Source organism: Streptococcus pseudopneumoniae (genome assembly GCF_001070815.1).
GTDB lineage: Bacteria > Bacillota > Bacilli > Lactobacillales > Streptococcaceae > Streptococcus > Streptococcus pseudopneumoniae_P.
The window spans coordinates 37,011-49,312 of the sequence record NZ_JVLX01000036.1 but is presented as its reverse complement, the minus strand read 5'-3'; the positions used below and the strand labels follow the sequence as shown (position 1 = coordinate 49,312).

Below are 12,302 nucleotides of genomic sequence, written 5' to 3'. Positions count from 1 at the left end.
TTATTTTATCATTTATCCATTAATAAGTAAACGCCAACATAGCGAATTTCTCTAACTTCTGTCTTTTGTTTTTCTTTTCTTTCTATGATACAATGGAAAAAATGAATTCAAAAGGAGTTTTTTATGACTTACCCCAATCTCTTGGACCGCTTCTTGACCTACGTTAAGGTCAACACGCGCTCTGATGAACACTCTACTACTACTCCAAGTACACAGAGTCAGGTTGACTTCGCAACCAATGTTCTTATCCCTGAAATGAAACGTGTTGGATTACAAAATGTTTATTATCTACCAAATGGTTTTGCAATTGGAACCTTGCCAGCCAATGATCCATCTTTAACACGTAAGATTGGCTTCATCTCCCACATGGATACTGCTGATTTTAATGCCGAAGGAGTCAAGCCACAGGTAATTGAAAACTACGATGGTGGTGTGATTGAACTTGGAAATTCTGGTTTCAAACTCGATCCAGCTGACTTTAAGAGTCTAGAGAAATATCCAGGACAAACGCTCATCACAACCGATGGAACAACCTTACTAGGTGCTGATGACAAGTCAGGGATTGCTGAAATTATGACTGCTATTGAATATCTGACTGCCCATCCTGAAATCAAGCACTGTGAGATTCGTGTTGGTTTTGGTCCAGATGAAGAAATCGGTGTTGGTGCCAATAAATTTGATGCAGAAGATTTCGATGTGGATTTTGCCTATACTGTTGATGGAGGCCCACTAGGAGAACTTCAGTACGAAACTTTCTCAGCAGCTGGGGCTGAATTGCATTTCCAAGGACGTAATGTCCACCCTGGTACTGCAAAGGGACAGATGGTAAATGCTCTGCAATTAGCAATTGATTTCCATAATCAACTCCCTGAAACTGACCGTCCTGAACTGACAGAGGGTTACCAAGGCTTCTACCATCTTATGGATGTGACAGGTAGTGTCGAGGAGGCGCGTGCAAGCTACATCATTCGTGATTTTGAAAAAGATGCCTTTGAAGCTCGTAAAGCAGCTATGCAGTCTATCGCTGATAAGATGAATCAAGAACTTGGTAGCGACCGTGTCAGCCTAAACTTGACAGACCAGTACTACAATATGAAAGAAGTCATTGAAAAAGATATGACTCCAATTACCATTGCTAAAGCCGTTATGGAAGATCTGGGTATCACTCCTATAATCGAACCAATCCGTGGAGGGACAGACGGCTCTAAGATTTCCTTTATGGGAATCCCAACTCCTAATATCTTTGCGGGTGGAGAAAATATGCATGGACGTTTTGAATACGTCAGCCTTCAGACTATGGAACGTGCAGTTGATACCATCATTGGTATCGTAGCTTATAAAGAATAAAAAGACGAGGTAGCTTAGCTACTTCGCCTTTCTTTTTATTCTGCTGGTTTTTCTTGATTTCCAATACTTGTTGTAGATTCTGTTGTTTCCTTTTCTGAAGATGATTCAGCAGGTTTAGAATCTCTTGTGTTGCTTGCTTTGTTTTCATCGCTTGCAGTTTCACTATTTGATTCTGCAGCTGTTGAAGCTTCAGTTTCGGGACTGGTCTTATTAGTATTTGCTTCAGCATTTGTTGCTGGAGTTGCTTCTTCACTTGCGCTAGCTTTTGACTTGATTTCTTGATTCAAGACTAGGATAGTTTTTGTCAATTCAAGTAAAGCAGCTTTATCTTTACTCTTAGCAGAAAGTTGATCTAGTAATGCATCCACCTTATCAAAGTCTTCATCAGAACCCTTATTGTTTTCTAAATATGCGTGAAGCGACATGAGAATATCGTAGAGTTTTTGATAAAGTACAAGTGTCTGAGGATCTTGCTCTGCATTTTCCTTCTCTTGTTGAAGGGCGCTAGCGATACGAGTCAAGACATCTTTTACCTGACTGTTTACTTCATCCAAATCTGCATCAGCCTTATTTGTAGCAGCTTTGAGATTTTCTACTTCTTCTGCCAAGGATTGTCTGATACCTTCTTCTTGGATTTGTTCCAAGAGTTGATTTGCCTTGTTCAAGAGACTTTCTACTTGCTCCTTGTTAACATGATTGACATGTTCTTCAGGCATAAAGTCTCCGTACAATTCTTTCAAGAAGCCATAAATAGCTGTCTTGGCAGTTTGGTTATCTACTTTTTCAGTATCTAGAACTGTCTGAGTCGATTTAGCAGTAGTTGGTTGAGCTTTCAAAGCTTCTTCCACTTCTTGTTTTGCCTGATAGATGCTTGGGAATAATCTGTTCAATTCTGCTGCCTTAAGGAAAGATTGAGATTGATACAAGGTCCAAGTCAACTGAGCCACTTTGTTTCGAAGTTCATCATTTAAACGACCGTCGTTTACGTGTTCGTAGAAATACTTGATGTATTCTACAGTTGTAACACCTGTTCGATCATTAAAGTCTTGCAAGGCTTGAAGTTGTGATTCAACCGCTGCTAAAGCAGCCTCATCTTTTGCTAACTTAGCTTCTTGAAGACGAACAAGAAGATCTTTCTTAGGAAGGCCATAAGAGTCTGTATCCAGTGTATTGATTTTATCAATCAAGGCCTGATATTTCTTATCTAGAGCGCTTGTTTCAACAGGTTTAACACTTTCATCAATATGGATATATTGCTTATCAAAGAGATCCAGTGTCGCAAGATAACCTGCTGTAGAGTTAGTTGCCAGTTTTTTCATATTTTCAGTAAACTGACCTAAAGCTAACTCAATCTGTCTTTGTTCGATAGGCTTGTCTTTATAGATACTCCTGCTATCAGCTAGAAGTTGATCTACTTTTGCCAAAACTTCCTTCTCATCAAAAGCTCCAGGTTGATAGTTGGATTGGAGAGCTGGAATTTTATTTTTCAAAGCTACTTCATAGCCCTTAGTTTGAACCTTGATGTAGTGATTGTGGTCACCATGAGGAATCACAAAACTGCCATTTTCTACCTGCAAGCTATATGGAGATACACCATCACGTAAGGCAGTAGTATAGAGTTCATTTAAGAAATCAAGTTCTGGATTTCCAGTTTGAAGAGGAATCCGAACGTGTTCTTTACGAACAGCATATGGATGGATATGAGTTGGATCGTAGGCTTGGTCTGGGTTTCCAAAGACAAAGAATCCGTTTGAAATTCTAATAGCTTCAAGTGGAACGCCGTAGGTCTTAGAAATGTAAGCAATCTTTTCTTCATCGCTAGCATCTCTTGAAAAAGACTCTACCGTTTTAGCAAGAGGTTTTACAGGTTCTGCATCATGATGTGTTTTTAAATGGTCTTTTGCTGCCTTAATTTGCTCAGCTGTCAAATCCTTCTTGAAGAAGTAATGATTGTGGTCGCCGTGACTCATGACAAAGCCTTGTTCATCCTCACTGATGACACGATCGGCATCAAAACCGTGATCATGGTCTTCATCATGTTTGTGGCCATGATGATCTTCATCGTGATCGTCATCATGAGCTGGATTTGGTGTTGCTGTATTTGCCCCTTTCAAGTGGTCTTGCGCTGCCTTGATTTGATCAGCAGTCAAGTCCTTCTTGAAGAAGTAATGATTATGGTCTCCGTGACTCATGATAAATCCTGCTTCATCTTCAGCAATAATACGATTGGCATCAAAGCCGTGTCCACCTTCTTCGTGTTCCTCATGTGAAACACCAGGATTGACTGAAAGAGATGGCGAAGGTGTTGTTAGACCATTGCTTGGAAGAGTCGGATGTCCAATTTGGCTCGATTTTGGAATGTAATGGAAATGATCACCGTGTCTGACGATATAGGCTGTAGCTGTTTCTTCAACGATATCTTTTGGATTAAAGATATAACCATCAGATGTTGCAGAAATTCCCTTATTAGAAGTCAATGAAGTATGATTCAATGTAGATGGATTACTTGGAAAACTTCCTAGACTAGACACTACTTCATGAGGTTTTTCATTTGTAGAAACTGTAGAACCAGTTCCACCGATAGGCACCATTCTGGCAATCTTTTCTTCTAAAGCAGAGAGCTTGCTGTAAGGAATAAAGTGATAATGGTCGCCGTGCGGAATCGCAACTCCATTTGCCGTACGACTGACAATCTTAGCAGGGTCAAAGACCAGGCCATCTGATTCACTGTAACGTTGGTCGCTAGGTGAATCATAGAGTTCTTTCAATAGACTTTGGAGATTTTCAACTTTGCTTTCTGGCTTGCTAGTTGATCCTTGTACTGAAGATTGAGTATTATTATCACTAGCTGTTGAAGAATTACTTAACTGACTCGGTTGCGTATTTTTGCCCGCTAGATGAGCTTTTGCTGCTGCCAACTCACTAGCAGATAAATCACTTTTTGGAATATAATGATAGTGACCACCGTGAGGAACAATATAAGCATCACCAGTATCTTCGATAATATCAGCTGGGTTAAAGACATAACCATCATCTGTCGTATAGCGTCCCTGAGATCTTGCTACAGCAACATCTGAGCTAACCTTCTCATTATCTTTGATGTGTTCTTGTTTTTGACGGTTGATTTCATCCTTGGTTCGAACATTATCAGCATGAGCTAAATCTTTCAGATAAACATAATATTTACCATCAACCTTGATGATATAACCACCTTTAACTTCATTGACAATATCAGTTTCTTTAAGTTGGTAGTTTGGATCTTTCATCAAGAGTTCTTCACTAAAGAGGGCATCATAGGGAACTTTCCCATTATAGTAATGATAGTGGTCACCGTGTGAAGTCACATAGCCCTGATCTGTGATCTTGATAACAATTTGTTCAGCCTGAATTCCTTCTTTTTGGCTAACCTGGTCTGGTGTCAGATTTTCAGTTTTCTGACTTGACTGACTACCATCCACATAAGAGACCCGATTATTGTCCTTATTTTCCTGCGAGCGATGCTGATTTAATGCATAAGCACATAGACTCAAAGACACGATAACAGCTGATCCAGCTGCTATATATTTTTTACTGAATTTCATAAATCCCTCATTTCAATAAATGATGAAGCTTTTTCTTAACTTCTTTTCTCGGTTAAACAGTTTTTCCTAAACTGGTTATTTAACCAATTAATTAACCAGTAAATAGTTTACCTTTTTTAAGCTTATCTGTCAAGATTTTTATTACATTTTAAAAAATAAAAGCCAGTATTGCTACTGACTCTTACATCATTTTGATTTAATAGGATAAACTTATGCTTCTGGTTTCGTCGTAACTGACTCACTACCTTTTAACAAAGCAAGTAGTTTCTCTGCTTCTGCCATGATACCATTATTATCCATAGTTTGGAGGTTCAAATTATTTCGTAAACCAGCTAGACTCTCTGCCACATTGTCTTTCAAACTAGCATCGGTTACTGTATCAAGTAGAGCTTCTACTTCTTTGAGTTTGGCTTCTACTTTTTCAGTCTCTACTTGAGGAACTTTAGCCTCATCTGTAGTATCTTCAGCTTCTTCCTCTGTCTCTTCCGTATCAGTGCTTGGTTTATAAAGATTATCTGCTGAAGGATTTAAACCTGCGTGATTCTCTTTTTCATCAGATTCAGGGCGAGTTGGTTCACTTACTTCATCATGTTTCTTATCTTCATCAAGTTTACTGTCTTTGTCTGCCTTATTTTTACGAACATGGTCGCTGGCATTTCCCCAACCATTATCTGAGTGAGGACGTTCTTCAGGATGTTCAACATAATATTTTACAGTCGCAAAGAGATCCTCAAGGCTATAACCCTTAGGTGCTTCATAGAGTCCTTCGTCAAACCAACCAAATTTAATGTTATGGTAATGGTCGTAATGAGGTATAATTAAGCTACCATTTTTAACTTCAACAGTATGTTGTAGATTGTAAGGAATATGATCAAGTGGAACCTTCTTAGCTGCTTTCACTTTATTATAGATTGCTTCTACTCCTTTAACCTCAGTATTTCCTGAACCCTGATTCTCTGTTGGAGGAGGTGTCAAACCTTTCTCTTTAGCATAAGCCTGGGCTGCCACTCTTTCAGCTTCAGACAAGCTCTCTTTCTTAATCCAATGACTATGGGTCATATGCGGAGTTACATAAGCATCTCCCTCATCACTGCTAATATCACGAATGTCAAAGATATATCCATCTTCTGTAGTATACTTACCTGCTAATTTCGCTAATTTAATTTCATCGTCTGTATAAGCAATTTGAGAATTTGGTTTACCAAGTCGCTCTGGATGAGTAATTGGTGCTAGGAAAGCTAATAAATCATCTACCAATTTTCCTTTATTAGTCGATTCATCATTCAAACGTTCTGCTAATTTGTCTAAGGCTTGGAAATCATAAGTACGACCCTTATTTTCAGACAAGGCTTTATGAGCCTCAGCCAATAAATTATATGCTTTATCATAAAATTCTTGATCACGAGGAGCGACATTTTCTTTCTTCGCAACTAGGGCATGCGTCTCTTGAGTTTTCTTAGACAAGAGATTTTCAATAGCATCAATCTTATCCTTGGCCAAATCTTTAGCTAGAACATAACGACTAACGCCCTTATCCTCTATAATATATCCGTCGCCAACTTTTCTAACAACCTGGTTGACATCAAATTCAGTCGGTTTATTTTCCGCTGGCGCTTGAGGTTTGGTAGTAGGCGCTGGCTTCAGTGGAGTGACGCTTGGCAAAACACTGCCATTTTGTCCCTTGACAGCTACCATACGAGCCAATTTTTCTTCCAAAGGTGACATTTGTGAATAAGGGATAAAGTGATAATGGTCTCCGTGAGGCACTGCAACACCATTAGCTGTACGTTTGATGATTTGTACCGGATCAAAGACTAAGCCATCCGATTCCACATGGCGTTCTGACAAAGGTTTGGCATACAATTCACTTAAAAGTGTTGAAATGTCTTCCCCATGATTTTGATGATATGTTGGTGTGACAGTCAGGTTTGGAGTCTCTGTCAAACTTGGTTGGGCTGGTTTAGCATTATCACTACTTGGTTTACTTGAGCTTGTGGCAGAATGTGAGCCCTGCTTCCCATTCCAATAGGCTTGAGCAGCAGCCAATTCTCCTGCTGACAAATCACTCTTAGGAATATAGTGGAAATGATTTCCATGCGGTACAACAAAAGCGTCACCTGTATCTTCAATCACATCTGTCGGACTAAAGACATACCCATCATCCGTTGTATAAGCTCCTCCAGTTCCTCGATTCGGTGCCGGCGTATTGAGATTAAAGTTTGGTTTAATGGTTGAACTTGGTGTTGAACTTGTTCTCTCAGGACTGCTTGGTTTCGTATTATTAGAATGACTTTGAACTGGCTGACCTCCAATTGGTAGATTTCGAGCCAATTTTTCTTCCAAAGCAGACATTTGCGAATAAGGAATGAAATGGAAATGATCTCCGTGAGGAACTGCCACACCATTGGCAGTACGTTTTGTAATCTGTGCTGGGTCAAATACTAATCCATCAGACTCCACATGACGTTGGCTAAGTGGCAAAGCGTACAATTCTTGGAGGAGACTATCCAAATCCTCATTTTGACTCTCAGGAGCTGCTGCAGGATTTTGAGGAGACTCATATTGACTTGTTCTCACACTAGATCTTGTTTCAGCTCTGCTTGAACGATATTCAACTGTACTTAATTGATCACCTTTTCCAGATAAGAAGGCTTGGGCAGCAGCTAATTCGCTGGCAGACAAATCACTCTTCGGAATATAGTGGAAGTGATTGCCATGAGGAACGATATAGGCATCACCCGTATCCTCAATGATATCAGAGGCATTAAAGATATAACCATCATCCGTTGTATAACGGCCTTGAGCTCTGGCTGCAACTACTGCCTGATCATTAGAAGCACCCCCGTGATTACTACTATGTTCCTGCTTCTGACGTTTAATCTCTTCTTTTGTACGAATATTGTCCGCATGGGCGGCATCCTTGAGGTAAACATAGTATTTCCCGTCTACCTTAATCACATAACCACCCTTGATTTCATTGACAATGTCTGAATCCTTCAACTGATAATTCGGATCTTTCATCAGCAGTTCTTCACTGATGATAGCGTCAAAAGGAACCTTGCCATTATAGTAATGATAATGATCTCCATGAGAGGTCACATAACCTTGATCCGTAATCTTGATAACAATTTGTTCGGCGTTGATTCCCTCTCTCTTACTGACTTCATCTGGTGTCAAGTTCTCTGCTTTTTGACCAGCCTGATCACCATCTATATAAGCTACTCGATTAGAATCTTTCTTAACTTGACCAGCTTGGTAACGACCAAGTTCATAGGAACAAACACTTAGGGCAAGAACTGCCACTGAACCCGCTAGATATTTTTTATTGATTTTCATATTTGCCTCACTTTAATTCTTCAGCTAATACACTCATATTTTCTTCAAGGTTTTCTAGGTAGGTCTTGTCATTTTGTGGGTCTGCCTCTAAAGGATTCAGAGTTTTAAGATCCACACCTGTTGATTTGACAAGAGTTTCAGCTACTTTTGAAGAAGCATTACTTTCTGTAAAAATCGTTTTAACCTTATAGGTTTTCACAAATTCCTGAATTTCTGTTAGTTGTCTTGGACTTGGTTCCTGTTCAGGAGAGATACCAGCGATTCCAAGTTGATTGAGTCCAAATCGCTTCGCTAGATAAGAAAAGGCTGTATGTTGTGTTACAAAGGTTTTCTGACTCGCTTTTTCAAATCTAGGCTGGAATTTCTTAGTCAATTCTTGAGCTTTTTTGATAAAGGCTTGCGCATTTTTCTGATAAGTCTCTTTATGCTCACTATCAACCTCTGAAAGTTTATCAGCAATAATTTGGGCTTCTTCTCCAGCTTTTTCAGGATCTAGCCAAGTGTGAGGGTCATAAAGCGTTTTTTCATCAACTCCATCCCCTGCTTCCACATCTTCTAGCCCAGGAACGCGGTCTAAAGTCATTCCTTCAGAAGCCTCTAAAACCTTAACTTTGGATTTTTTTAGATTGGGATTCAGACTTCCTGCCCAAGATTCAAGTGTATGCGAATGGTAAACAAATACGTCTGCATCATAGATGGCTGCGATATCATTCGCTGAAGGTTCAAAAGAGTGAATGCCGCTACTTGACTGGATCATCCGAACATCATTCAAGTCACCAGATACTTCCTTTACCATAGCGTAGATAGGATAGAAACTGGTCACAATTTTCATCCCTTTCCCTGTCTGGCTTTCCTTTTGACCACAAGCACCTAAACACAAAAGAAAGACACTTAACAATACTAAAAATAAACTTTTTTTCTTCATAGATAACTCCTTAACTATTTAATTAACTGGTAAACAGTTTACTCCTAAAAATTTAATCTGTCAAGCTATTTTTAGAAAAAATTTGAAATTTCTTTCACATATAAAAATCTGCTGAGTTTCAACAACTCAACAGATTCTCACTTTATTCTTCTAAGGTAGAATGCTTATAACCATAAGTGAAGTAAATCATACTTCCTACTAACAATGCAACTAGGAAAGCAACCCAAGTTTCCATATTATACTGTAACATAAAGGATAAACAAATGATGATTGATAAAATTGGTAACAGAGGTACCAATGGTGTTTTAAACTCGCCCGCTTTGGGCATTCCTTTTTCTTTCCGTAAGCGAATCAGACCATAAGCCAGCATGATCAAGTAAGCCAAGGTACAAATATTTAAGAAGGCTGCGATACTAGCAAGAGGGAACATTCCTGCTGCTACTGCTGAAGCTAGACCTGTCAAGATAGTAGCATTTTTTGGTACCTTGCTTGTTTTGGTCAGTTCTTTAAAGGCAGCAGGTATCAAGCCGTCACGCGCTAAACTGTAAATCATACGTGATAGGGCATAGGTCATCGAAATACAAACTGTAATCAAGGTCAAGATAGCCACTAATGACACATAGTTGGCTGCCCAACTAATCCCAACACTGCGAAGAGCAAAAGCAACGGCATCGTCGACATTTAGATGACTATAGTAAACCACACCAGTCAAGACAAGAGTCACCAAGGCATAAAGAATGGTTACGATTGAAAGTGATAAGACAATCCCTCTCGGAATATTTTTTTGAGGAGTCTTGACTTCATCTACAGCCATAGAGATGGATTCGAAGCCTAAAAATCCAAAGAACATTAAGGACGCACCAGCCATAATACCAGTACTAGCACCATAAATTTGACCAAAACCATAAGGAGCGAAATTGCTCCAATTATCAAGCTTGATATGCCAAATTCCTACTAAAACAAAGAGAGCTAAAGCGGAAAATTTCAAAATAACTAAAATTGAATTAAAGCGTAATGCTGCTTTAGCATTGAGTAGAACAAGCGAGGTCACCAAGACCAAAACAAGAATAGGCAATAAATCAACAAATGTCCCTGCTTGAGGATTAAAGGTACCATTTAAAGCCTGAGGAAGGGCTATTCCGTATTGAGACAGTAACCCTTTAAAATAAGCTGCCCATCCCGAAGCCACACCAGATATGGCTGTCATGAACTCCATCATGGTTAACCAGCCAGCCAACCAGGCAGGGAATTCTCCTAAGATAGCATAGAGATAGCTGTAAGCACCACCTGTAGCGGGTACTCGAGAAGCAAATTCTGCAAAAAAGAGGGCTGATAATCCCACACACAAGGCAGAAATGACAATTGAAATCACTAGGGCTGGACCAGCAAGCGTTGCAGCTGCAGTACCTGTAATTGTAAAGACGCCCGTCCCTACCATGGCTCCGATACCCAACAAAATCAAATCCCATAACTTCAAATGCCTGTGCATCTCTGTTTTATCCAAACTAACATTCTTTGTTCTAAATATATTCATCTTTGACTCCAAAATAAAATGATGATTCTATTTTACCATAAATATGGGAGATTTGTGAATATTTATAAAATATTTTTCTAAAAAAATCTGACTACATATTGTAATCAGATTTTTATCGATTCTAGTTCATTTCTTTAAAGGCTGCTTCTGCATCTGCATTTCTTATTGCACCAAACTGGATTTTTCCAATCTTGCCTTGGCTATCAATCAAATATTCTGTAGGAATACTTCGGATTTGATAAGCTTGGAAAGTGCTACCCTTGGTATCGTAGAGAACTGGTATATCCTTATATCCTTGTTCCTGGAACCATTTTGGAAATTCTTCTACTGTTTTTTCCCCTTGAAGACCTGGCGCAACGACACTAAGAATTTCAAAATCTCGATCTGGTTTCGCCGCTAATTCCATCAACTCAGGCATACTTTTCTTACATGGACCACACCATGAAGCCCAAAACTTCAAGTAGACTTTTTTCCCCTTATAATCAGATAACTTAACTTCTTTACCATCCATAGATTGTAAGGTGAAGTCTGGCGCATCTTTTCCAACAGCAATTTGTTGTACAGTCGTTTGTTGCTGTTGTTTTGGGGATTGTTGTGGAGCTTGAGTCTTTTTAGTCTCTTCCTCACCACAGGCTATCAATACGACTAATGACAAGAGGCTTAAGGCAGCAAACATTACTTTTTTCATCTTTTTCTCCTTTATTCAAAAATTCCAGCTAGAACATTTACTTGTCCTAATAGTAACAAAATTCCCATTAAAATAATGAGGAAACCACCAATTTTCTTCAGTAGCATCATATGACGTTTAATTTTACTAAAATAAGGCATTACTACACCTGAAGCTAGAGCCAAAAGCAAGAAAGGAATTGCCATCCCCAGAGTGTAAATCAAGGTATAGATCGCTCCTTGCCAAGCGCCATTTCCTCCAGAAGCCGCAAGCGCTAAAACAGAACTCAAAACAGGACCAATACAAGGCGTCCAACCAAAGCTAAAGGTAATACCGAGTAAAAAGGCCGACCAATAACGATTGGCTTCCGATTTCTTAAAAGTAAAGCTTTTTTGAACCTCTAATTTCTTAAAATGAAAAATTTCCATCTGGTGAAGGCCTAAAATGATAATAATTGTTCCCATGGTGTAACGAAACCAATTGGCATAGAGAATGTTACCAAAGTAACCAGCACCGAAGCCTAAAATAAAGAAAATGAGTGAAATGCCTGCAATAAAGCAAAGTGTTCGAATCAAGCCTGACCAAAGAACCTTTTTCCCAAACAAGGAAAAACTTTTTGCACTTTCCTGATCATCCAATAAGATACCAGTATAGACAGGTAACAGAGGGAAAATGCAAGGGGAAAAGAAGGACAAGATCCCTGCTAAAAAAACGGAGGTTGAAAATACTATCGTTTCCAATAAAGAACCAACTTTCTTAATAATTCTAATCCTATTTTACTATAATCAATTTTATTTGTATGATTTCTGCTACGAAAATTGAATTAGCTTGTATTTGAAAGATTTTTTCAGGTACTAGTTCATTCAGATTCTAGCCCCTTTTTTGCCCCCTATACACAAAAAAGCCTACTGC

The 12,302-nt window shown here is 39.1% G+C and carries 7 protein-coding genes; 1 reads left to right on the top strand and 6 read right to left on the bottom strand.

The genetic code is table 11. The features are described from left to right. The first annotated feature begins 123 nt into the window (after positions 1-123). A complete protein-coding gene (gene pepT, locus ADG81_RS04065) occupies positions 124-1,347 on the top strand; it encodes a peptidase T (RefSeq protein ID WP_049550976.1) in 1,224 nt (407 codons plus the stop codon). A gap of 35 nt (positions 1,348-1,382) precedes the next feature. Here the strand turns inward: pepT and ADG81_RS04060 are convergent, their stop codons facing one another. The 6 genes from ADG81_RS04060 to ccdA2 form a co-directional block, all read right to left on the bottom strand. Beyond that, on the bottom strand, positions 1,383-4,928 hold the full coding sequence (locus tag ADG81_RS04060) for a pneumococcal-type histidine triad protein (protein ID WP_049550975.1): 3,546 nt from the start codon (positions 4,926-4,928) through the stop codon (positions 1,383-1,385). A gap of 210 nt (positions 4,929-5,138) precedes the next feature. Further along, positions 5,139-8,264 (bottom strand): pneumococcal-type histidine triad protein, encoded by a 3,126-nt coding sequence (locus ADG81_RS04055; protein ID WP_049550974.1) that lies wholly within the window; start codon positions 8,262-8,264, stop codon positions 5,139-5,141. A gap of 7 nt (positions 8,265-8,271) precedes the next feature. Continuing rightward, positions 8,272-9,189, bottom strand: a complete 918-nt coding sequence (gene adcAII / locus ADG81_RS04050; RefSeq protein WP_049550973.1) for a zinc-binding lipoprotein AdcAII — start codon at positions 9,187-9,189, stop codon at positions 8,272-8,274. Positions 9,190-9,331: 142 nt separating this feature from the next. After that, the gene (locus ADG81_RS04045; protein WP_049550972.1) at positions 9,332-10,723 is read right to left on the bottom strand and encodes an APC family permease; all 1,392 of its coding nucleotides are present in this window, start codon (positions 10,721-10,723) and stop codon (positions 9,332-9,334) included. Positions 10,724-10,844: 121 nt separating this feature from the next. Further along, positions 10,845-11,411 (bottom strand): thiol-disulfide oxidoreductase-associated lipoprotein SdbB, encoded by a 567-nt coding sequence (gene sdbB / locus ADG81_RS04040; RefSeq protein WP_049550971.1) that lies wholly within the window; start codon positions 11,409-11,411, stop codon positions 10,845-10,847. Between the two features lie 11 nt (positions 11,412-11,422). Then, on the bottom strand, positions 11,423-12,130 hold the full coding sequence (gene ccdA2 / locus ADG81_RS04035) for a thiol-disulfide oxidoreductase-associated membrane protein CcdA2 (protein ID WP_049550970.1): 708 nt from the start codon (positions 12,128-12,130) through the stop codon (positions 11,423-11,425). Positions 12,131-12,302: the final 172 nt, after the last annotated feature.